Annotated in this window: 21 protein-coding genes and 1 other RNA gene; 10 read left to right on the forward strand and 12 right to left on the reverse strand. The window is 36.7% G+C overall.

All coding sequences use genetic code 11. The annotated features are described in order from the left end of the window. Nucleotides 1-39 precede the first annotated feature (39 nt). Together ssrA and IAE19_RS09655 are read left to right on the forward strand one after the other, a co-directional pair. Nucleotides 40-399: a transfer-messenger RNA gene (gene ssrA, locus IAE19_RS09650) on the forward strand. Between the two features lie 377 nt (nt 400-776). Further along, nucleotides 777-1,043 (forward strand): hypothetical protein, encoded by a 267-nt coding sequence (locus tag IAE19_RS09655; protein WP_200460733.1) that lies wholly within the window; start codon nt 777-779, stop codon nt 1,041-1,043. Between the two features lie 9 nt (nt 1,044-1,052). Here IAE19_RS09655 and IAE19_RS09660 read toward each other — a convergent pair whose 3' ends face one another. From IAE19_RS09660 to IAE19_RS09675, 4 genes are read right to left on the reverse strand one after another with little or no spacing between them, the layout of a single operon-like run. Beyond that, nucleotides 1,053-1,706, reverse strand: a complete 654-nt coding sequence (locus tag IAE19_RS09660; RefSeq protein WP_200460734.1) for a glycosyltransferase — start codon at nt 1,704-1,706, stop codon at nt 1,053-1,055. Further along, the gene (locus IAE19_RS09665; protein WP_200460735.1) at nt 1,703-2,302 is read right to left on the reverse strand and encodes a class I SAM-dependent methyltransferase; all 600 of its coding nucleotides are present in this window, start codon (nt 2,300-2,302) and stop codon (nt 1,703-1,705) included. The genes IAE19_RS09660 and IAE19_RS09665 overlap by 4 nt, the downstream gene beginning before the upstream one ends. Continuing rightward, nucleotides 2,295-3,077: a PIG-L deacetylase family protein gene (locus tag IAE19_RS09670; protein ID WP_200460736.1), complete on the reverse strand. Its 783-nt coding sequence runs from the start codon at nt 3,075-3,077 to the stop codon at nt 2,295-2,297. The genes IAE19_RS09665 and IAE19_RS09670 overlap by 8 nt, the downstream gene beginning before the upstream one ends. Beyond that, complete coding sequence (locus tag IAE19_RS09675; RefSeq protein WP_227612224.1) at nt 3,065-4,054, reverse strand: acyl-CoA dehydrogenase family protein; 990 nt, start codon at nt 4,052-4,054, stop codon at nt 3,065-3,067. Before IAE19_RS09675 ends, IAE19_RS09670 begins: the two co-directional genes overlap by 13 nt. A 420-nt stretch (nt 4,055-4,474) precedes the next feature. Between IAE19_RS09675 and IAE19_RS09680 the strand changes: the two genes are divergently transcribed. Next, nucleotides 4,475-5,683, forward strand: coding sequence for an MFS transporter (locus IAE19_RS09680; RefSeq protein ID WP_200460737.1), 1,209 nt, complete (start codon nt 4,475-4,477; stop codon nt 5,681-5,683). Nucleotides 5,684-5,796: 113 nt separating this feature from the next. On the opposite strand, the gene IAE19_RS09685 is transcribed toward IAE19_RS09680, so the two are convergent. Both IAE19_RS09685 and otsB read right to left on the reverse strand, forming a co-directional pair. After that, nucleotides 5,797-7,242: a trehalose-6-phosphate synthase gene (locus tag IAE19_RS09685; RefSeq protein WP_200460738.1), complete on the reverse strand. Its 1,446-nt coding sequence runs from the start codon at nt 7,240-7,242 to the stop codon at nt 5,797-5,799. Further along, nucleotides 7,235-8,071 (reverse strand): trehalose-phosphatase, encoded by an 837-nt coding sequence (gene otsB, locus IAE19_RS09690; protein WP_200460739.1) that lies wholly within the window; start codon nt 8,069-8,071, stop codon nt 7,235-7,237. The genes IAE19_RS09685 and otsB overlap by 8 nt, the downstream gene beginning before the upstream one ends. Nucleotides 8,072-8,501: 430 nt before the next feature. On the opposite strand from otsB, the gene IAE19_RS09695 reads away from it, so the two are divergent. Further along, nucleotides 8,502-8,978 (forward strand): pyridoxamine 5'-phosphate oxidase family protein, encoded by a 477-nt coding sequence (locus tag IAE19_RS09695; protein ID WP_200460740.1) that lies wholly within the window; start codon nt 8,502-8,504, stop codon nt 8,976-8,978. 22 nt (nt 8,979-9,000) lie between these two features. Here the strand turns inward: IAE19_RS09695 and IAE19_RS09700 are convergent, their stop codons facing one another. Continuing rightward, nucleotides 9,001-9,450 (reverse strand): BLUF domain-containing protein, encoded by a 450-nt coding sequence (locus IAE19_RS09700; RefSeq protein WP_200460741.1) that lies wholly within the window; start codon nt 9,448-9,450, stop codon nt 9,001-9,003. Nucleotides 9,451-9,627: 177 nt separating this feature from the next. On the opposite strand from IAE19_RS09700, the gene IAE19_RS09705 reads away from it, so the two are divergent. Together IAE19_RS09705 and IAE19_RS09710 are read left to right on the forward strand one after the other, a co-directional pair. Further along, the gene (locus IAE19_RS09705; RefSeq protein WP_200460798.1) at nt 9,628-9,888 is read left to right on the forward strand and encodes a hypothetical protein; all 261 of its coding nucleotides are present in this window, start codon (nt 9,628-9,630) and stop codon (nt 9,886-9,888) included. A 454-nt stretch (nt 9,889-10,342) separates the two neighbouring features. Further along, entirely contained in the window at nt 10,343-10,810 is a 468-nt protein-coding gene (locus tag IAE19_RS09710) for a BLUF domain-containing protein (RefSeq protein ID WP_200460742.1), read from the forward strand. Nucleotides 10,811-11,130: 320 nt separating this feature from the next. On the opposite strand, the gene IAE19_RS09715 is transcribed toward IAE19_RS09710, so the two are convergent. The 4 genes from IAE19_RS09715 to IAE19_RS09730 are packed head-to-tail and all read right to left on the reverse strand — an operon-like array spanning nt 11,131 to nt 14,811. Continuing rightward, nucleotides 11,131-12,366 (reverse strand): NADH:flavin oxidoreductase/NADH oxidase family protein, encoded by a 1,236-nt coding sequence (locus tag IAE19_RS09715; protein WP_200460743.1) that lies wholly within the window; start codon nt 12,364-12,366, stop codon nt 11,131-11,133. A gap of 27 nt (nt 12,367-12,393) precedes the next feature. Continuing rightward, on the reverse strand, nt 12,394-13,251 hold the full coding sequence (locus tag IAE19_RS09720; RefSeq protein ID WP_200460744.1) for a metal-dependent hydrolase: 858 nt from the start codon (nt 13,249-13,251) through the stop codon (nt 12,394-12,396). Between the two features lie 13 nt (nt 13,252-13,264). Beyond that, nucleotides 13,265-14,011 carry an acetoacetate decarboxylase family protein gene (locus tag IAE19_RS09725; protein WP_200460745.1) on the reverse strand — a complete coding sequence of 249 codons (747 nt, stop codon included), beginning with the start codon at nt 14,009-14,011 and terminating at the stop codon, nt 13,265-13,267. After that, nucleotides 14,008-14,811 carry an SDR family NAD(P)-dependent oxidoreductase gene (locus IAE19_RS09730; RefSeq protein ID WP_200460746.1) on the reverse strand — a complete coding sequence of 268 codons (804 nt, stop codon included), beginning with the start codon at nt 14,809-14,811 and terminating at the stop codon, nt 14,008-14,010. The genes IAE19_RS09725 and IAE19_RS09730 overlap by 4 nt, the downstream gene beginning before the upstream one ends. A gap of 106 nt (nt 14,812-14,917) precedes the next feature. Here IAE19_RS09730 and IAE19_RS09735 point away from each other — a divergent pair, with 106 nt between their 5' ends. Next, nucleotides 14,918-15,967, forward strand: a complete 1,050-nt coding sequence (locus IAE19_RS09735) for a helix-turn-helix domain-containing protein (RefSeq protein WP_200460747.1) — start codon at nt 14,918-14,920, stop codon at nt 15,965-15,967. 88 nt (nt 15,968-16,055) lie between these two features. Here IAE19_RS09735 and dmeF read toward each other — a convergent pair whose 3' ends face one another. Beyond that, nucleotides 16,056-17,030: a CDF family Co(II)/Ni(II) efflux transporter DmeF gene (gene dmeF / locus IAE19_RS09740; RefSeq protein ID WP_200460748.1), complete on the reverse strand. Its 975-nt coding sequence runs from the start codon at nt 17,028-17,030 to the stop codon at nt 16,056-16,058. 57 nt (nt 17,031-17,087) lie between these two features. Between dmeF and IAE19_RS09745 the strand changes: the two genes are divergently transcribed. The 3 genes from IAE19_RS09745 (at nt 17,088) to IAE19_RS09755 (ending at nt 20,805) form a co-directional block, all read left to right on the forward strand. Further along, the gene (locus tag IAE19_RS09745) at nt 17,088-17,348 is read left to right on the forward strand and encodes a metal/formaldehyde-sensitive transcriptional repressor (RefSeq protein ID WP_200460749.1); all 261 of its coding nucleotides are present in this window, start codon (nt 17,088-17,090) and stop codon (nt 17,346-17,348) included. A gap of 585 nt (nt 17,349-17,933) precedes the next feature. After that, nucleotides 17,934-18,374 (forward strand): Fur family transcriptional regulator, encoded by a 441-nt coding sequence (locus IAE19_RS09750; protein ID WP_200460750.1) that lies wholly within the window; start codon nt 17,934-17,936, stop codon nt 18,372-18,374. Between the two features lie 160 nt (nt 18,375-18,534). Continuing rightward, nucleotides 18,535-20,805, forward strand: a complete 2,271-nt coding sequence (locus IAE19_RS09755; protein ID WP_200460751.1) for a TonB-dependent receptor — start codon at nt 18,535-18,537, stop codon at nt 20,803-20,805. Nucleotides 20,806-20,896: the final 91 nt, after the last annotated feature.

Genomic DNA, 20,896 nt, shown 5'->3' on the forward strand with positions numbered 1-20,896 from the left:
GCAATTTTTGGTGTCTGTGTTATGATGTATGACTCATCTGGGGGTGTTATTGGCTTCGACGCTGGTGATGAAGCTCATAGATGCATGCCGAGAGCGCATTTTCTCTCGTAAATAAAATTTGCATTTTAATAGTCGCAAACGACGAAACTTACGCTCTAGCTGCCTAAGGGCAGCTTGTCCGCTTCCTAGAATACTTGTGGTCTGGGAACCCGACTGAAGCGCACGCACACAAGTCCGTATAAAGTCAAGCCTCGGGGCTTTATACCAAACTTAGAGGATCGCACTTTGTACCCTGTTCGTCGGGTCACTTAGTGTTAAAACAATAGACGATATCTAAGCATGTAGTATTCTCGAGTGTAGTGCTGGCGGACGCGGGTTCAACTCCCGCCACCTCCACCAAAATTCGATTCGGAGTCATCCGATGAAATATAAAAAATCCTTTAAGTTCAATACTTAAAGGATTTTTTATTGGTCTATTTGTCCGATTAGATTCGATACAGTTTGACTACTTTTTTGCTTTTTATGGGGAAAAAATGGGTTAATTAACCCATTCATTAAGATTTACCTCTTGGCTAGTTAATGTCTAATTCTAATTAGTTATTTTTTAATGCTCATTCTGTTTGTTTTTTATACAAATGTCAGATTTTTCCTACAATGGCTGTAAGATATATCTTATTTTTTTGTCATCTTAATTAATTAAAATAATGATTGCGGTGATTCACACTTTTTTTAAATCCATTTAAACAAGATAAAAGCATTATAACGGGAGATATAGGATGTTTAGAAATAGAAATACTGATGAGGTTTTAAATCAAATTTATGATTTTATAAAAGAAAGACCAAATTTTTCTAAAAAAGCTCAATTCGAAAAAATTATTGCCTTTTTTAGAGAAATTCATGAAGACAGTGATACTGAATTTGAATTTGAAATGCCCCATAGAATTATTGGAAATTTTGGTTTTCCGATTATTGTCTCAATTCATGATGCACCCGATTATGATGATAAAAAGCGTTTTATAGACTGGGTTTTGGCAAGAATCTAATCAATATTTTTAACATAAGTTTAATAAGAAATATGAAAATCCTTGTGGCGCTTTTCCCACTAAACGCGCACTAGTGACCACTCTGAGTTTATTACTCCATGAAATTTTCAGCCCCAATGACTGCATTTTTTCAACCAATCCAACATCTTCATGGCATTCAAGATGATCAAAACCGCCTGCTAAAAGATACGCTTCGGTACTAAAACATAAATTTGCACCGTGAATATGACGATGATGCATTTTATCCTGATAATGCAATAAATAGTCGCGTTTAACCTGTTCAGAAAGCGTATGCCAATTATTGATTTCCACTATTCCACAAATGGCGTCTGTGGGCTGATGCAAACACTGCTGAATAAACCAGTCGTGAGTCACTTCACTGTCTGCATCCGTGCAAGCGACCCAACCAACGCCCTGAGCTATAAAATGACGCACTCCTAAATCTCGGGCTTTACCAACACATCTAAAGTTACATTCTAAATAATCAATTTTGCGTGCCTGCACAATCTCAATAGATTTGTCAGAGCAGCTATCTAGCACAACCAAGATCTGGATCTGAATATTTTGAGCCATACAGCTTTTTTGGGCATCGTTAAGTGCAGCCAGACACTTTTCCAGATAATCCTCTTCATTAAATGCAGGAATCACAACACCAATATTCATATAAGCCCTTCCTGATCTGCCAGACTGTTATTGTGTTTGGTCCATACATCAATCAAAAAATCTTTGTCGTTCAGACGAAGATAATGAGCTAGTTTCATTTCCTGTTTAAAAAGTGAATGGACTGTCTCACCATTCAATTCAAATCCTTCAATGGGATAACGCCAATGGCACAATAAAATCATCCCATTATCTGTTAAGTTTCTTTGACACAGATCAATGAGTTTTAGTAGTTCATTTCGGGTTAAATAGTATCCAATTTCACTGATCATGATCAAATCATAATGATCTTCTGGAAAGTTATCGGGTAACTGTTTTTGCAGAATTTTTACATGAGCAGCAGAACTTAGCCGTTGTTGCGCCAGATACACAGCACGTTCATTTGCGTCTATGCACACTAGATGTTGGCAGCGCTCAGCCAACTGTTGACTAAAAATACCGTTAGAACATCCCAATTCTAGCCCCTTTTTATACTGATCATGCAAAAGTAAAGATAAACAAATTGCCCGCTTACGATGCTCATACCAACGATCAGCATATGACCAAGGATCATCATTTTGTTCATACAACTGATTGAAATATTCCAAATGTTTAGCCATAACAATACACCTCATAAGGTTGGAGTATCCGTTCAATGGTAAACGTTGAAAGTATGGGTGCTTGATGTGTACTGGGGTCAGCGACACACTGACTCTGGAAGCAAGCAATGGCCTGTCTTTTTTTATCTACTTCAGATAAATCAAGTTCAACCTTGAAGCATTGCTCCAAATTAAGCGAAGGATGATTAGGTTTGGCCCAGTGCCATGTCCAGATAAATACCCGATAGCAGGATAATTCATGGTGCTGTGCAAAATATTTAACGACTTGTCCTGCCGCTTCATGATCAGGATGTCCATCCTTTTCATAAGTGCTAATCAAAATATCGTCAGATCGAGTTATATTTTCCAGCGCTTGATACAATAGCTCAGTTTTGTTACTGATTTGTCCATCCATGATATTAAGTGCAATTCGCTCAATCTGGATTTGCAGATCAAGAACGTTAAGTGCCTGTAATGATTCCTCTGGCCTAATTTGGTTAAGCTTTTCTGAAGTATAGTAAGATGAATTTGGATGGCTCATGGTTCCATTAGTAATGGCAACCAAAACCACTTTCCGTTTTAGTTTGGCCAATTTCTGGATCAATCCAGCACAACCTAAAATTTCATCATCTGGATGAGGTGCAATAATCAAGACACGCTGCTGGGCAGGAAAAGTTTTCGCCACCTCGCAAACGGGCAATTGATTTAACTCTTCCCATTGCTGCCATTCCTTTATAGAAGTTCCAGCTCCGTAAATGAGACGTTCAGGCTGATGGTGATCTTTTATAAATGCCATAACTGCTGCTCCTTCCGCGTCAGTTCTGCTATTTTTTCAAAATCAAAAGCAGCATGACTCTGTCTCAAGAAAACAGGAAGATCAGCAGCAAGATGTGAAAATACAGGATTTTCACAAAAAGGACGTGCCCCTAATGCTTGCCCTGTCAACGTCAAAATAGTTTGTGCTGTTTCCTCTACCTTTGCCCGAAGTATCCGAATCATAAACTCATGACTTCGTTCAGGATCATTGTCAATCTGATCGGCAATCTTCTGAAAAAGTGAGTGTGTAGTCATAAGCTGAGTAGAAATTTGCCCTAGGTAATAAGATTGAAAAGAAGAAGTACGAATTTTCGTGGCTGCAAGTAAAATATCAGCTAAGCGTGTGGCTGCTCCATACCAACACGCTGCTATACCTGCCGCACCATGCCAGAAACCTGCCCTATTTATATAGTCACCTGCTTTTCCAACAAGTTCAGCAGGCACTTGCTGAAATTCTACTTTTGCGGTCTGAGTACTCTGCATTCCTGTGGCATGCCATCCCGTTAGGTCAATCTGGACACCACTTTCTCTCATTTTACTCAGGACTAACTGTGATTGATTGTCCTGATCACGATAAGTCATAACTGCATAATCTACATCTTTAGCAGCAGAACACCATGCTTTTCGACCATAACAATAGCCCTGTTCATAATACAAGGTACAATCCGGTCCTTCCGCAGCCCAAACAGCCCCAAGTCCTTTAGGAAGTAAGGCATGATTTAACTCCCTTAAAATACTTATCGCATCCAGATGAGACTCAAAACATTTGGCTAGTCCCAGATGCGTCGCAGCAATCTGAGCCAATATTTGCCAACGCTTATAGGTTTGTCCGCTGCCAGGAAGTGGAATGTCAGGCGTAAAAACGGCTAACTCATGCAATACAGAATTTAATTCGAGCTTTTGATTATGTGTAGCCAGCTTTTGTTCAAAGTTGGATAGAACCTGTTGTAATGTCATTATGTCCCAAAACTAATATTTATTATTTCGTTATTTTGAACATAAAACAGGCATGTGATGTATATATAATTTGTAATTATTATAATCACTTATATTTATTTTTTAGTTAAAATATTAAAGCATCTGCCCTTTATTTATGCAGTTGGATAATCCTATATTTAAAATCTGGAACTTTACAATAAAGTTTGCTTAAAACTATTTTTCAAAGATTTTCAGCCACTTAAAAAATAAATTATAATACGCTGATTTTTAAGTGAATTTATTTTTATAAAAGTAATGCTATTTATCTAAACCTGTGTATAATTTCGCCAAATAAACCCTTGCTTAGTGATAGAACTTTTCTATAACTTTTGCAAGGGTTTTTACATGGACGGCTTATCTGGAATGGATAATATCGGGTCTTAGATTGGCGGCTTTAGCATGATCTTTTTTTCCAGAGCAGCACGCGCTGATGCTCAAATTCAACTCGCAGCTCAACGTCTTTCAACACGGCTTGCTTTTTTCTCACTGGGTTTCGCTACCGCAGCTTGGGCACCTCTCATTCCATTTGCACAACAGCGCTTGCATCTCAACCATGCTGATTTTGGTTTATTGCTCTTATGTTCAGGTCTGGGCGCTATTCTGGCTATGCCAACTACAGGTTTATTGATTTATCGTCTGGGTTGCAAAGTTCTTATTAGTATAGCCCTTCTCATGCTGCTACTATTACTGCCTGCACTGGCACTGGGCAGCACTGCCCTAAGTATGGCCGTGATTTTATTCTTGTTTGGTACAGCTGCAGGTAGTTTAGGCGTCACTGTAAATTTTCAAGCGGTTTTTGTCGAGAAAAGTTCGGACAGACCGATGATGTCAAGCTTTCACGGCATGTGTAGTTTGGGTGGCTTACTTGGAGTCATGAGCATGACTGTACTGCTGACATTGGGCGTGTCAGCCGTGGTCAGTATTTTCATGATCAGTCTGATTCTTATAGTTATGAGTGTATTTACTGTACCTTATGCCCTATCGACTATGCCAAAAAATACAATTACAAAAGAAACAGGCTGTGACGTTTCAACCAGTGATATAGAAAAAAAACGTCCAAGTTTACTTATACTTTTAATCGGGATGATTTGCTTTATTAGCTTTTTATCCGAAGGCGCAGCAATGGACTGGAGTGGGATTTATCTAACCAGTCATTTTGGAATGAATGCAGCGTATGCGGGCCTAGGATATACTTTTTTTGCTATTGCGATGACCTCAGGCCGTTTAGTTGGACAAAAGGCTCTTAAAATTCTCGGTGAGCAAAAGCTGATTCAATACAGTGTAATTTGTGCGTTTATAGGACTAATGAGCATTGTACTTGCTCCCCAATGGATATTTGTATTGATCGGTTATGCCTTACTTGGTTTGGGATCGGCCAATATTGTTCCAATTATGTTCTCTAGAGTAGGACGTCAAAATCACATGCAAAAAGCCGCTGCTTTATCCTGTGTATCAACAATCGCGTATACAGGTTCATTAACTGGTCCTGCTTTAATTGGGATTATTGGTGAATATACAGGTCTACAACTGGTCTTTACTGGTCTTGCAGTTTTAGTTGGATCTATACTGGCTCTTAATCATTTTAGCCAGCTTAAAACACAAGATTAAACGTTTTTCCTTCCTCATTTTTTCAAATAAAGCCTTTATCTTCAATGGATAAAGGCTTTTTTATGAAGCGTTAACATATCTTCATTGAGGAGTCTACTCGCATTCAAATGGTTTTAAATTCTGAATGAAGCTTTTGGATAAAATGAAACCGCCTCTAATGTATTTTCGTATACAAAACTCTGGGCATATTGCGAGCATTCTAGATCGCTCAGAAAGTCAGTGCACCAATCGTTAATATCATAATTCGTTAATTGATGAATCAATCGCTGATAACGATATTTACGCTCCATCAATGACATATTCAAGGCGGTTTCCAAAGCACTTAGCATCGCTTTTCGATCAGTCGGATCAACCACCAACGCATCAGCCATTTGCTCTGCCGCACCCGCAAATTTTGATAAAATCAGAACACCTGGATTTTGCGGATCTTGAGCAGCAATATATTCTTTTGCGACTAGGTTCATGCCATCTTTCAATGAACTAATCCAACAAATATCTGCCTGACGATAAAGTTGCATAAGCTCATGATGCGGTTTAGATTCATAACTACAAACAATTGGATACCATTTATTTTGCTTGAACTCATTATTAATCAAATCCATTTTTAACTTAAATCGCTCAAACAGACGCTTATAGGTTGCAACGTCCAAACGGCAAGGACAAGCGATCTGTACGTGTTGTATCTTTTCATGGGTTTCAGGATGCTGTTCCAAAAAACTGGCAAATGCGTTAAAACGTTCAAATAAACCCTTAGAATAATCTATACGATCAACTCCAATAATAGTTTTCATTGACGAATCTTTTGACCGCATTTCTGGTAATTCCACGTCTAGCCCATCTTTTACTGACCTTTGAATCCCTTTAACATCCACGCCTATTGGATAATGCTGAATTGATACTAGATTTTGATTTAAGCTTAAAAGATGGGTTTGAATTTTCTGTGCTTTAAGCAATTGCGCACACGTTTGAATGCAGGTTTTCTGATCTTGTTCGGTCTGTAAACCAAGCAGATTGTAGTGACATAAGTCCTCAAGCAGTGCTTGGGCTACAGGTAGTTTTTTCCATAACTTCATTGAAGCAAAGGGAATATGTAAAAAGAAACCAATTTTGTTTGGCATACCTAATTCACGGCAATGACGGGCTACACTAAGAAAATGATAATCTTGTACCCAAATTAAGTCATCCGGTTCAGCAAACTCACTTATTTTTTTGGCAAACAAGCGATTCACCTGCTGATAAGTTTCATATTCTGAATGATCATATTCTATAAGATCATCACGATCATGCATCATGGGCCATAAAGTGTTATTTGAAAAGCCACAGTAATAATCTTGATATTGTTTCTGTGTCAAAGGGCAAGTCATATATGTGATTTTTGATTTGTACAAAATATCAAAATGTTGATTGACTTGATTTTCAATCTTTTCCCCATTCCAGCCAACCCAAACTCCCCCAACTTTGCTCAATGCATCTTGCATAGCAACAGCTAGCCCGCCTGCTACACATTTTCCTGTTTGAGGTAAACTGACGCGATTCGATAATATAATAAGTCTAGACATGTTCTTCTCCGAATTCTTTTATACCGTGGTCGTTTAATGAGTGAGAAAGAGAATGTGAAAGGTTTTTTAAAAAGAGAGTAACTTGTGCTATATCCTTTAATGTATAAGTAGCTTTTGTTGCGCCCATACCCACTTTTATACTTATACCATTTACGCTATTAATATATTGAAAGCCATCTTCATCCGTTCGATCATCGCCAATAAATATGAGTAGGTGATTCTCCAATTTTAATAAAGCAGATATTTCTGCAATTGCTTGCCCTTTATCTATATCCTTCCAAACCAATTCATAGACATATTTACCTGTAATCAGTTTAAGCTGATTAAAATGCTCTTGAAGGTGCCGCATAATGTCCCATGCTGTCTGTTTAAGCTGTGGACATTTCCTATAATGCAAGGCTATAGCATGTTGTTTATTTTCGATATTTAACTCAGGATAAGCTTTAACCTGCTGATTTAAAAATGTATTTATGCGTTGAAATAATTCACCATCTGAATGTTTAATAAATTTCTTTTCATCATTAAGGTAAATAACTAAACCATGTAATGCAGCAATCGGCAAATTAATCTGTTTAAATAGTTTTTTTGCTGAAAATAGATCGCGACCTGTTATAGCAGCAACCACAATATGTTTTTGAATATTTCTAATTAAATTGAGTGTATCTTCTGGAATATAACACTCCGAAGGATCATTCTTAAATTCAGCCAAAGTACCATCAATATCTAAAAACAAAACAACTTTCTTATTCTCGTGATGAATATCATTTAATCTTTCTTTAAACTCATAAGAAAAAAAAGTGCTATTTTCACTCCCAATATTTATGTTCATATAACCATCTTTATACTAATACTTTTATTTAGATTGAATTAAAAATGATCAAAAATAAAGCTAAGTTACCTAAACATCTATACAATTGACTCAGAGCTTACCTAAATTGATTCTAACAATACATTTTCATATTTAGTTACACACAGGGTCAAATATAATTTTTTTAAATCCCAAAGACTATTTATTGTTAATTTTCATCCTATTAAAAATTTTATAATTTAAAAAAAACCGCTATCTACGTTTATTTTCTCACGCATAATTCAAATTTTTAAGCTAATTTAGGAACTCATTTATATACATCATAAAACCATTCTTACATGATCTACCCAGTTTCTTAATAAAAAGTAAACATTTGAAACATGACTATTCTTTTTAAAATCCTTACAAAGCGGGCATGCTTGAAACGTACCTAATTTCGAAGAGACTAAAAATGACGACAGACTACCAAACCATTAACGATCTGATTAAGAATGAAAGAACTGTGATCGTAACCTTCACCAATGCTGAAGGACATTTACATGCTGTTCCTATGACCACACAAAATCGTGAATTTAATGGAGAAATTTGGTTCATTGGTTCAAAAAGATCTGAATTATGCCAAAATCTTGAAACACATCCACAAGTGAATCTTGCTTATACCACCTCTTCCCATCAATACATTTCTATTCATGGGACTGGAACACTGGTGAATGATCAAACTATTTTAGATGAGTTATGGTCACCTGCTTATGACGCTTTTTTTGAAAATGGAAAGGATGATCCAGATGTACAATTAGTGCGTATAGATGCGCATGGTGCCCAATACTGGGAAAGTGCTGGCGCTATTGCCACTTTATATAAGTTAACGAAAGCTGCAATTTCAGGAGAAAAGCAACAATTAGGAACTTCTGAAACCTTATCCTTGTAACATATTCTAACTTTGGTCCAAATTATTTATTATTCGAAAATTTATGTACATCATAAGCAGGCTCATCGCTAAGGATTTGAATAAAGGGACCAATTGAATGTGTGGTAAGTAAATAGGGATTAAATTCATCAATATGATTTTCATGAAAAAAATCTTTAATTTTTTGGTTAAGTGGAGCAAATTTCATGCTCCATTTTTCAAACATAGGCTTTTCAAGTTCAGCATAATAAAGAATTTCACAATGAGTATGTCTCTGATCCTTTACGATTGTATTGTAAAATAATTGATCAATATTTGTTTTCTTGCCTTCTATATATTGTAAGAAATATCCATGACCGTAATAAAGCACTCCTGTAATATCATTTAAAGAATTAAACTTTATGGACTCTGTAAGAATATTCATTAGATCTTGTTTAATAGAGTTATGATCTTTATTGGTTTTACTCGCATACATCATGCTTACTAAAGTCATTTTGGATCTCAGTATTTTTTAAAACTAGATTTATATCATTAATATTTATCACTTATAATTAGTATTATTGTAAGTTTTAATCAAAAATTAAAGAACCATACTTATACAAAGTATCCACTTTTAGTTGTGTGAATTTGTTAATATAAATTGAAAGAAACAGCAAGTGATTTACACATTATGGAGAATCATCAAATTATTCTTCAAGATGAACATAAGAATCGACATAAAATTGTTAGAGTGCAGGATGTATCTTTCAATACACAAACGCTTATGAATACATATCAATGGCTTTGGGTCTTTGCAGAAAGTTCTGAGTTTTTCCCTTTTGAATTATGGGAAAAACTGAATCAAGTTAAAGTTCATGAAACGATTTTTTATGATCATAAAAAATTTAAAGTGGTGAATATTTTAAAAATAAAAAAATTAAAGTACTCATGAAGGATCCATTTAGCTTATCGAATTCATTACAACGGTCATCCATACTATTCAAGATGTTTATTTCTTCGTCAAAGCCTATTACATCCCCTGTAATCCAAAGATTACAAATGTTTATTTTTTAACCTACCTATAATATGTTTCTAATATTTTTCATAGACATAAAAAATTGTATGCTTTGATAAAAAAAATAAAAATAGAATCTAGTCTTTTGCACCAAAAATTTAAGTTTTTGTATTTAAAAGAATTTAACTAAACCCGTTTAACACATAACTATTTTTTAAAATTAATTTGAATTACAAGAATTAGCTAATTTCTTAAAAAAAGGATAGTATGTCTTATGTCACCCCTCCTCTAAATTTAATCTTTGTTTATTAATAAGATATAAATTTTATTCAATTTCTATTGCTCATCTTTAGTTGAAATGTGACATTTTTTATTTAAGGAGTGTGCAATCATGAAAATCCAGTTATGTTATGCGAGTACTCGTAATCCAGAATCAGATGATCTTTTACAGGATCTTAATGATATTTTGACCATAGCTCGAGATTTTAATAGTCGTCATGATATTTGTGGTGTGCTCTACTATGCTGATGGCTCCTTTTTTCAATGCTTACAAGGTGAAAAAGAAATTGTCGAACAACTTTTTTCTAATATTCGTAGAGATGAGCGGCATTGTGAAATTGTTTCATTTGAAATTTTAGAGATCGAAGAAACTAATTTTAAAGATTGGTCTATGAAATATGTACAACGTAACTCAGAGATCAATAAGTTTTTCAAAAGCATGAATTTTCAAACATTTTCCCCTTCGATCCTAGATACAAAAACGCTTCCCATTTTTTTAAATCATCTATACGATGCAGATCAAACTCAAATAAAACAAAAAGTTGGAATGAATAATCGCGGCGTAAATAAATATATTTAGCGATAAGTATTAATGATAAAAAATGTTGAGCTTTTACGGTGAGGCATTTTAATTAATTGATTGAAGTTAAGCTCAAATTTACTTTAAATCCGAAAGAAATGCTTTTAGCTTGAGACAAGCTATAAATGTATTTGAAATGATAAACAAGATTCCCATTTCAAAATTGCATATTATTGATATATTTTAAATAATATTTTTTGGTCTTAATATCTAGGTTAAAATAAGAAAGTGAGTGCCAATAATTATCCAACTTAATATGTACATCAGTTTTATATTTGTTAAATTTTCATTGGCTCTTTAATTTTTCAAGTAAAACCAGATTAATTCTGCGTCAGAATATTCAGCCCCATTCGGGGACCAAAAGCACATAAAGTTTTGATTAGGCCCTTTATTGCTTTAGGGCGTTGACCCTGACTAATACGACGGAACTGCGCTGCATGCCATGCTAATTGCAAGTATGCATCAACTGGTTTAAAGCCAATAGTAGGAACTTTTTGAGACGCCTTAACCGATTGCCCTGCCAAAAGTTGTGTAGCAATATCTGGTTGCATAGCAAAAGGTCGGGCCAAACCAACTAGATCCACTGTTCCATCCGCAATAATCTGATTCATCAATGCCACATTTCTGAGCCCGCCTGTAAGCATCAATGGTAGTTTACTCTGTGTACGCAATGCCCTCGCATAATCAAGAAAATAGGCATCACGTTGTGTCTGACGCCCAGGCATATACCCTAATTGTGCGGGTGATTCGTAATTTCCCCCCGAGATTTCAAGAAGATCAATTCCCTCTTTTTCTAATGCCAGCGCGATCTCAACAGATTCTGCTTGAGTTAATCCGCCTTTCTGAAAATCAGCCGAATTCAGTTTTACACTCAATATCTTGTTCGCCCCTATTGCTTTACGAACTGCTTTAACTGTTTCAATCAACATCCGTCGTCGATTTTGTGCATTGCCCCCCCATTGATCATTACGGATATTAGATAAGGGTGACAAAAACTGAGACAGTAAATATCCATGTGCAGCATGTACCTGTACGCCATCAAATCCCGCCTTGACTGCCAATGCTGCTGTTGTAGCAAAACGCTGAATCTGCTCATAAATTTCAACTTCGGTCATTGCTCTTGGAATGCGTACAATATTCAGCGCAGGTAAGTCCAGCCCAACCGCTGACGGAGCGATTGGCTTTTTAAATAGCGGCAACACTGCAACACGACCAGGATGATTAATCTGCATAATGATCTTACTATCATTAACGTGTGCAGCATGTGCCCAAAGCTGATTCGCCTGTAAAAACTTTTCATCTTCCAGCACCACGTTTCTTGGTTCTACAAATGCACCATGATCAATCATCACATTACCTGTGATTAGTAACCCTGTTCCACCTGTGGCCCATGCTGCGTAAAGTTGCTGTAAATCAGTTGTAGGGGAACCATAACGATCAGCCAGTTGCTCACTCATGGCAGCTTTAGCAATACGATTTGGTATTTCCACACCACAGGGTAAACGTAAAGATTGCTGAAGTGCTGACGGGGCTTGTTTTGCAATTCGTGTATTCATTATTCATTCCTGTTTAAATTTTATGCATTAATGAATTGCATATTTTTGTTTTAATTGTTCAGCCATTACACGGTTGTCGTGTTGCCACGGATGAAAACTCAATGCAAAAAAATCCAGATAATCACGACTGATTTGACTCACTACCCCTTTAGGACCTAATAAATAGTTAAGTCCATACAACCAGCTACCAATATTGCGCTGTTGTCCGGTGTGCTTCAACATTTCATAGGTGCCTCTTGAAGTAATCACCACAAAGAAAAATGTCGTTTCCAACATGATGAGTCTTAAAAAATACGGACGATTGACCAAGGATTGATAAACATCAAAAGCGACTGCCTTATGTTCAGTTTCTTCAATGGCATGCCAAGCCCAGATTTTGCGTAAATGAGGATCAAAATGATTTAAATTTTCTGGTTTTTTACTAATAAAATAGTCTGACAGAATCGCTGTCAAATGTTCCATACATACAGTCGAAGCCAGTTGATGGGCCGGTGACAATCGCGCTTGCATCATCCGATTCATTTTCTTGAAACGCTTATAGATCCGATCAACTGGATAACCTCGACGTCGCATTAAATCATTAAGTTGGTCATGTTCCTTACCATGATGAGCTTCTTGTCCAATAAATGCTCGAACCTGTTTTAATAATTGAGAATCCTGAATCTGTGCCTGATAGAGACGAACACTATGAATAAACTGCCGTTCTCCATCAGGAAAAGCGCTGGATAAAGCGGCCATAAATCCAGTAAGCAAAGCATTATGTGAATACCAGAATTCGGCGATATTATCTGTAAACTCCAGATCTAACTGCCGTACAGGAAAATCTATACGTGCTGAAATTTCCAGTGGACTCATTTTAGTCTGTCTTAATGCACTATTCATCATTTACGCTCCCTGTTTACAGAACACGCGGATTAAATTGACGCATTAAAAACAATGGAGTGCGCCATCTTGGAATTTGCATAGGAGGAATAAAACCTCCAGATAAATCGACACGATGCAAACGAGCATCGACTACGCGCCCTAGCCCCATATCATGCAAAGGATCATTTTCTGTTCCGCTAAAATGTAGTTTCATTTCAACTTGACGTACTTCAATTGGATGCTCTTGCGGCGTAAAGCGAATCTCTCTCGGTAAGCCTACCCCCAAACAACCAGAAATATTGCGATGTGGTAAGCCCAGAATTGGCGGAGCATTATGTAAAGGTTTCCCTAACTGAGCCTCCATCTCGATGAGTACTGTGCCACGACGTGATGCTTGACTTATAATCCGTGTGCCATCATTGTCCCAACTAATTTCACCCATTTTTTTGGGATATCCGAGCAACTCACGGCCAATAATCATGGCGCGATCATCATCCAGAATCATCCAGGGGCAAAAGATTCCTGTTTTTTTGCCCACTTTTATATGCACGAATAATCCCGCTTCGTGATAGGCATCTGTATATACATTGTCCGGAAAATAAGCACAGAAAAGATCAGCTCGATAGGGAGTGGCAAGTTTGATCCCTGCTGGTAACCATTTCGCCATTTTTTTAGGATCAATCTCAACCACTGCGGTGAGGTACTGTGCATTGTGATAAATCTTATTGCCTAAACGAGCCAATCGAAATGGTGTCTTTAAATCTTGAATAAATTGTTTCATGACTTCAATCTCGAAAATACTTGTTTAAGGATGGGCAACAAAATGACGCGAGGGGTATAACGTCCACCCAAGGTTTGCGCCTGAGCAATAAAACCAGGAATCACAATACGACGATTACGCTGCATGCCTTGTATAGCCTCTTTGGCAACCCGTTCGGCACTCACCCAGACTAAATTTCCCCCGACACCCTCAATTTTGCTAATACCTGCAACATCAGTAAAACCTGTACGCGTCGGCCCAGGAGCCAACAAGGTACAACTTACCCCTGTTCCCTTAAGTTCACTATGTAAGGATTCTGCGAATGAATTGGCAAATGCTTTAGTAGCAGCATAAGTTGCATTAGTAGGTGTAGGTTGATGGCCTGAAGTAGAACCTACAATCAAAATTGCCCCTGACTTTTTTGCAATCATTTGTGGCAAAACAGCTAGCGTTAGGTCATGTACTGCAACAACATTTAGTTCAACTTGATCACATTCACGGTCAGCGCTTAGTCCATGTAAGTTGCCAAATGTTGCAAAACCTGCGTTATTGCAAAGAATACTGACCTGAATATGTTGAAGATAATCTCTAAACTTTGCTCTTTCATCACGATTGGCTAAATCGCACGAATATACATCCACTTGTATATGATGACGCTGTGTTAATTGTTGTGCTAACTGTTCCAGCTTATCTCCACGTCTTGCAACCAATAGCAAAGCATACCCTTGTGCTGCAAACTGCTTTGCTAACTCTTCTCCAATACCTGAGGAAGCCCCAGTAATCACGACTTTAGAATCTTTTTGCACGGATGGGAGTGGCATAGTTTGATCTCGACTCAAATACTTGAACTAGTATTCATCGCTTAAAACTTGAGCGTGAGATGCAGTTGAGACATAATACTAATCAGATTAGGCCAAATATTAAAATATGAAAGACCCTTTCTTACTGAACAGTGCCAGTATTCCAGTTTCCTACGTACTTTTATTATTAGAAATCATGGCTGATAAAAACTTCTGTACACGGGAACTGGTTAAAAAAAGCAAAATTTCTCCACATCTACTTCAAGACAGTAATGCACGCGTTACCCCCAAACAATGGTCACGGTTGGTCTGGGAAAGTTTGAGATTGGCGGGTGACACAGGGTTAGGGTATGAATATGGTCTGCGCTTGCGGTTGACCGCACATGGCCCCATGGGTTTTGCACTGATGAGCTGTAAAAATCTTAAACAAGCAATTGAACTTACGATTCAATTTTTCAGCATGCGCTTACGGCACTATCAATTGAGTTTTACTGAAAATATCGAACAATGTACGGTGATCATCAATGAAGTTCATCCAGTCATGAGTAAACAAGTTGAGCAAGTATTTCTATTAAGACGTTTTTTTTATGAATGTTTATTAATCGGGACAGCGCAGGCAGGAAAATTTTTATCTCAATATAGTTTTGATGATATTGAAATCACAGTAGATTGGGCTGAACCTGACTATCATCAAAAATTTAAAGATTACCTTCCAAACATTCAGTTTGACCAACCAAACAATCTCATTCGCTATCGAACCCCTGCTTTATTAACCCCATTACCAATGGCAGATTCTGTTGCCTATCAGCAGGCTTTACAACAATGCAAAATTGAACAATTGCGTTTTGTTAAAAATATCAGTGACATCCTCACCAAAGTCAAAGCAGAGTTAACCCTCACTCCATATGAAGGATATCCCGAATTAGACAAGGTTGCACAGAGAATGGCTATATCGAGTCGAACTTTGAAACGAAACTTACAACAACTAGGAACCTCTTTTTCAGAACTTCTCGATGACATTAAATATAAAGAAGCACAAGCATTATTGTTGAATGCAGATATGGAAATTCAACAAATCGCTGTTTATTTTGGATATGAACAACCGACCAACTTCACACGTGCTTTTAAAAAATGGAGTGGAATAACTCCTATTCAGTATCGCAGAAATCTAGGATGAGTTGATATTCTCTAACTCACCACTTTTTAAGCTTTTGAAAAGTCACGTTGAAATTTTATATTAAGGTTGGTGCACTACATCTATAAATTTAATTATAAGCTGCTAACGTTAAATCATCTTCATGAATGAGATTAATCTCAATACTGGCGTGTACGATTTCTTCATGAATAGATAAAGCCTGTTTGATATCTTTAGGCGTCAAAGAATGATTCGATGTTTGTAAGGATAAAATACAAGAAAATTTTCCTTTCCCGACTTGCCAAACATGCAAGTCCACAATAGTGATCTTCCTATCAAGCTGATCAATAACTTCTTTTATTTCCTCGAGAACTGGCTCTTGCATTTCAGCGTCCAAAAGGATTTTTCCAGTTTGTCGAATCAATCCCCATGACCATTTGGCTACAAGGACTGCCCCTACAATTCCTAATAGCGCATCTAAAAAATTCCATCCAAAATATTTACCTGCAAATAGTGCAATAATGGCAAGTACAGAAGTCGCAGCATCTGCTACAACATGAATAAAAGCAGCTTTTTGGTTTAGATCCTGATGGCCATGTTCGTGATGATGTGAATGAGTATGTTCAGCATGATCATGCGAATGGTGATGTGAATGATCATCGTGTAACAACCACGCACAAATTAAATTAATGATTAAACCTACGATAGCAATCCCGATAGCTTCGTTATAGTAAATGGTCACAGGGTTAAATAATCTTTCGACTGAACTAAAGCACATCAAGATCGCAACCACCATTAAAAGTATGGCACTACTATAACCAGCCAAAACTTCAATCTTCCAGCTACCAAAACAGAATCTAGAATCCTGCGAATAATAACGCGCCGCCCGATAAGCCAGATATGCAAGTCCCAATGCAACCATATGAGAGCTCATATGCCAGCCATCAGCCAATAACGCCATTGAGTTAAACACCATCCCACCAGAAATTTCAGCAATCATCATGATCCCAGTGAGTAAAGTTGCCCATAGAATTTTCTTTTGAGCCAACGGATTACCTTTGTCAAATTGATGATGATGTTTGTCTAGCAAAATATTATTCGTCATTTTTTAAAAAATCCAATATACTCCCCCAGAGTATATTTAAATTATTTGAGTTCGTCTATGAGCCACCTGCATGACAATCGCAAAATCTTAAATCGGATTAAAAGAGTACAAGGCCAAATGAATGCGGTTCATACGGCTATGACCAATGAGGACGTTTCGTGTATAGCGGTTTTACAACAAGTAGCGGCTATCCGTGGCGCGATCAATGGTTTGATGAATGAATTAGTGGAACAACACTTAAAAACTCATGTATTGGAAGACAAATATAATGAACAGGAACTGGAAAAATTTCTGGAAATATTGAAAAAGTACAATTAGTAAAGAACAAAAATTCGCTATAAATGAGATCGAGATTTAAGCTCTAAAACTAGACATCCAGCGATCCCTAGCATTTGACCGCTTTAGAAGAAAATTGAACTTTCAAAGAAACAATTAGTTTTATCAATAATTTATATCATTTTTTTATTTCAAATGCCCTTAACAAATGCCATAAAGTAAATCAATCATTTGTAAAAGTGGCTTTTTATGTATTCAGAATCCATTGGGTGTTTCTGCAAACCTCAGACGAGTAAAACATGAGATTTAATTATCGAAAAATATCCTCTACATAGGAATGCTTCACACCTCTTTCATGGAATTTATTTTATAAATTAAAACCAATATAAAACTAAAATAAATAATTATTAAATATTCCTCAAAAACCAATTTCAGCATATATTCTATTTATTAAATTTATCTTCATAATTTCTACACAATTTATATTTTAATAAAAATAAGCACATATTATAAAAAATAATTCTTAAGACTTACTTAAGCTTTATTTTTTTATTTTTAATCTAAAAATATATGCATTTTTTATACTAGTTGTTAAAATAACGTTTTATATTGGATAATAGAATCATCATGGAAAGTCATCATTTAGAAGAAGTTGTTCTAAATATTTTAAAAAAAGCAAAATTGCGAGCCACTTTACCCCGGATTCATGTAGTAAAGACATTAATCGAAGCAAACAAAGAAATAACAGCTTATGAAATTGAAAGAAAAGTCGCTCAAAAAAATAGAAAAAATGTATATATATCAACAATATATTCATCACTAAGAGCTTTAGAGATGGCTGGGGTAATACAGCGCTTTAAAATAGGCGACCAGCAAGCTTATTACTCAATAAAAAAACAAAATGGATCTATTCGTTTATATTGTGAAGAATGTGAAAAAACCTACTTACTAGATAATAGTGATATTGAGAAAAACATTCTTAATCTTTCAGAAAATAGAAATATATCTATTAAATCGTTTTCTTTATTTATACAGATAAAATGTGAAGAATGTATGAAGAAAAAATAAGTAAAATCCCTACTAATAATCATTATTATTAAGCATAAAATATTTAAAAATATTATCTTTTTTTATAAATTTATCGAAAATAACAATGTAAATATATTGTATCTATAATTAAGAATCATTACTATTCGCATACTGTTTATTATTGACTATTGGGGCAAGAATGTCTTTTATCAAAACGCGAAAGAAAATTGTTTCATCTGCAATTGCTTCTTCATTATCAGTGGTCGCTGTACCTGCATTTGCACAAGAAAATGTGACCCAACTTCCTACAATCCAAAGTGCAGCAACAGCAACCCAACAAGAATCTTTAAAAGTTGATAATTCTGCGAATGCAAAATTTGTTGCTCCTTTACTCGATACACCGAAATCTGTTTCAATCATTTCTCAGCAACTTATTGAAGATACCAACGTTACAACGTTAAGCGATGCGTTGCGTAATGTACCGGGTATTACATTAGGCGCAGGTGAAGGCGGTAACCCAAATGGCGACCGTCCGTTTATCCGTGGTTATAGTTCTGAAAGTTCAATGTATATTGATGGCATGCGTAACTCTACTTCACAAAATCGTGAAATGTTTGCGATTGAACAAGTTGAAGTCACCAAAGGATCTTCATCTTCAATGGGGGGTGCCGGTTCAGTCGGTGGTAGCATCAATATGATTTCTAAAGTAGCCAAAAAAGGCGACTCTTTAGAAGGTTCTATCCAAAATGGTACAGATGACTATCATCGTATTACCTTAGATGCCAATAAAGACTTTGGTAATGGTATTGCTGCGCGTGTTGCAGTAATGGGTCATGAAAATGACAAAGCAGGACAAAGTGATGGTACAGAATATAAACGTGCCGGTATTGCACCAAGTATCACGTTCGGTCTGGACAGTGCTACTCGTGCCACTTTAAGTTACTACTACTTAAGAACAGATGATACTCCTGACTCTGGTGTTCCTTATAACAACCCAAATAATTATGCTGCTGGTTCTGGAAAGCCAATTGATGTTAAACAGGGTATTTATTACGGCTGGAAAGACCGTGATTTTCAAAAACAGGAAAACCAGATCGGTACCATCAAGCTTGAACATGATTTGACTGATAGCATAACGATCAGTAATACGGCCGTTTATAACAAATCTAAAAATGACTATGTATGGACTCAACCAGATGATAGTCAGGGTAATTTTATTAACTCAACAACAGGTGAATTAAAAGATACAGGTATCTGGCGTCGTGCGAACAGCCGTATTACAGACACTGATACTTTTTCTGATCAGCTGTCTTTAGCGGGTAAATTTAATACTGGCACATTCAAACATAGCTTTAATGTGGGCGCTGAATATAGTAAAGCTGAGTCAGATAAAGGTAGCTATACCGTTACGGATCCAAATACCAAGTCAATTACTGGCGCAGTTGCAAATGGCGCATGTAGCTTAGGTTTAACCGCTTCCAATGGCTGGTGTACGTCGACCTTCAATCCTAATTCAAGTGATCGTTTCCTCGGAACAATTACTGCTAACAAGGCCGTAACAACGACAACCTCTGAAACGACATCTGTCTATTTATTGGATAGCATTGAATTTAACCCACAATGGTTGTTAGATCTGGGGGTACGTTGGGACAAGTTTGATACTGAGTTAAAAACTAATGCGACTGGTGCTACATTAGAAAACAATACAGATTTCTTTAGTTATCAAGCTGGTTTAACATTTAAACCAACGGAAAATGGCGCTATCTATGCAAGCTATGCAACTTCAGCCAACCCTGTAGGTGCCGATGCTGGCGATGGTTCTGAAACAGCAGTCAGTGCAAACAATCAAGATCTTGATCCAGAAAAAGCACGTACCTTTGAAGTTGGCACCAAGTGGGATCTTTTAAACGATAAACTTAATTTAACGGCTGCCATTTTCCGTACCGAGAAGCAAAATACACGTATTCAAATCGACCCAACTACTTATACGAATGGTGGGAAAAGTAAGGTTGACGGGATCGAACTTGGTCTAAACGGAAATATTACGGATAAATGGGCGGTATCAGCAGGCTATACTTATTTAGATAGTGAACAAACTGATCCAGGACCATCATGCTCACGTACTGGTGTATGTTCTCCAGATAACCCAGCTAAAGGTAAAAACTTTCCAAACGTTCCAACCAACAGCGCCACACTCTGGACCACTTATAAAGTATTACCACAGCTTACTTTAGGTGCAGGTGCAATCGCGATGGACAAAGTTTACGGCAACGCTGCCAATACAAAATGGGTGCCGGGTTATGTACGTTATGATGCCATGGTACGTTACGACGTAAACAAAAACATTAATTTACAGCTAAATCTAAATAACCTGACCGATACCCGCTACTTCAGCAAAGCTTATGCTTCTCACTTTGCAACTGAAGCAGAAGGCCGTAGTGCTGTAGTCGCATTAAACTTTAAGTATTAATTCCATATTTTAATTATGGGATTTGGGATAAAATAGCCTCATCGTGAGGCTATTTTATCCTTATTTATTATGAGCCACTCATCTGGCAGGT

It is taken from the genome of Acinetobacter sp. S40, from assembly GCF_016624705.1.
Classification (GTDB): domain Bacteria; phylum Pseudomonadota; class Gammaproteobacteria; order Pseudomonadales; family Moraxellaceae; genus Acinetobacter.

Coding starts and splice junctions, on each gene's coding strand:
- IAE19_RS09655 (WP_200460733.1), top strand. CDS start 777: ATGTTTAGAAATAGAAATACTGATGAGGTTTTAAATCAAATTTATGAT.
- IAE19_RS09660 (WP_200460734.1), bottom strand. CDS start 1,706: ATGAATATTGGTGTTGTGATTCCTGCATTTAATGAAGAGGATTATCTG.
- IAE19_RS09665 (WP_200460735.1), bottom strand. CDS start 2,302: ATGGCTAAACATTTGGAATATTTCAATCAGTTGTATGAACAAAATGAT.
- IAE19_RS09670 (WP_200460736.1), bottom strand. CDS start 3,077: ATGGCATTTATAAAAGATCACCATCAGCCTGAACGTCTCATTTACGGA.
- IAE19_RS09675 (WP_227612224.1), bottom strand. CDS start 4,054: ATGACATTACAACAGGTTCTATCCAACTTTGAACAAAAGCTGGCTACA.
- IAE19_RS09680 (WP_200460737.1), top strand. CDS start 4,475: ATGATCTTTTTTTCCAGAGCAGCACGCGCTGATGCTCAAATTCAACTC.
- IAE19_RS09685 (WP_200460738.1), bottom strand. CDS start 7,242: ATGTCTAGACTTATTATATTATCGAATCGCGTCAGTTTACCTCAAACA.
- otsB (WP_200460739.1), bottom strand. CDS start 8,071: ATGAACATAAATATTGGGAGTGAAAATAGCACTTTTTTTTCTTATGAG.
- IAE19_RS09695 (WP_200460740.1), top strand. CDS start 8,502: ATGACGACAGACTACCAAACCATTAACGATCTGATTAAGAATGAAAGA.
- IAE19_RS09700 (WP_200460741.1), bottom strand. CDS start 9,450: ATGACTTTAGTAAGCATGATGTATGCGAGTAAAACCAATAAAGATCAT.
- IAE19_RS09705 (WP_200460798.1), top strand. CDS start 9,628: ATGGAGAATCATCAAATTATTCTTCAAGATGAACATAAGAATCGACAT.
- IAE19_RS09710 (WP_200460742.1), top strand. CDS start 10,343: ATGAAAATCCAGTTATGTTATGCGAGTACTCGTAATCCAGAATCAGAT.
- IAE19_RS09715 (WP_200460743.1), bottom strand. CDS start 12,366: ATGAATACACGAATTGCAAAACAAGCCCCGTCAGCACTTCAGCAATCT.
- IAE19_RS09720 (WP_200460744.1), bottom strand. CDS start 13,251: ATGATGAATAGTGCATTAAGACAGACTAAAATGAGTCCACTGGAAATT.
- IAE19_RS09725 (WP_200460745.1), bottom strand. CDS start 14,011: ATGAAACAATTTATTCAAGATTTAAAGACACCATTTCGATTGGCTCGT.
- IAE19_RS09730 (WP_200460746.1), bottom strand. CDS start 14,811: ATGCCACTCCCATCCGTGCAAAAAGATTCTAAAGTCGTGATTACTGGG.
- IAE19_RS09735 (WP_200460747.1), top strand. CDS start 14,918: ATGAAAGACCCTTTCTTACTGAACAGTGCCAGTATTCCAGTTTCCTAC.
- dmeF (WP_200460748.1), bottom strand. CDS start 17,030: ATGACGAATAATATTTTGCTAGACAAACATCATCATCAATTTGACAAA.
- IAE19_RS09745 (WP_200460749.1), top strand. CDS start 17,088: ATGAGCCACCTGCATGACAATCGCAAAATCTTAAATCGGATTAAAAGA.
- IAE19_RS09750 (WP_200460750.1), top strand. CDS start 17,934: ATGGAAAGTCATCATTTAGAAGAAGTTGTTCTAAATATTTTAAAAAAA.
- IAE19_RS09755 (WP_200460751.1), top strand. CDS start 18,535: ATGTCTTTTATCAAAACGCGAAAGAAAATTGTTTCATCTGCAATTGCT.